1 protein-coding gene is annotated in these 242 nt (G+C 71.5%); it reads left to right on the top strand.

The genetic code is table 11. The features are described 5' to 3' along the window. Positions 1 to 242: hypothetical protein (locus tag CVH10_RS23730; RefSeq protein WP_219925083.1), on the top strand; the 242-nt coding region annotated here is incomplete at both ends.

The raw sequence follows: 242 nt of genomic DNA, 5'->3' as shown, positions 1-242 counted from the left end.
GCGTCATCTGCAAGGCGCGGCACGAGGTGATGTCGGTGATGGACGGCCCGGCGGCGCGGGCGCTGGGCGATCTGGCGCGCGAACGCTGGTTCAAGGCGACGTGGGAACGCACCATTCCCGATCAGGTCGAGGGCGATCCCTGGCCCGACGGCGTCCCGGTCCAGATGACGGACGTGCCTGTCGGCATCGCCAGGACCGAGCCGAAATGGGCCGGCCGGCACGAGGTGCGCGAGAGCGAGGCC

Source organism: Halomonas sp. ND22Bw, assembly GCF_003011945.1.
GTDB classification, from domain to species: domain Bacteria; phylum Pseudomonadota; class Gammaproteobacteria; order Pseudomonadales; family Halomonadaceae; genus Halomonas; species Halomonas halophila.
Note: the sequence above shows the minus strand (reverse complement) of the source record. Positions and strands in the feature narration are given on the sequence as shown.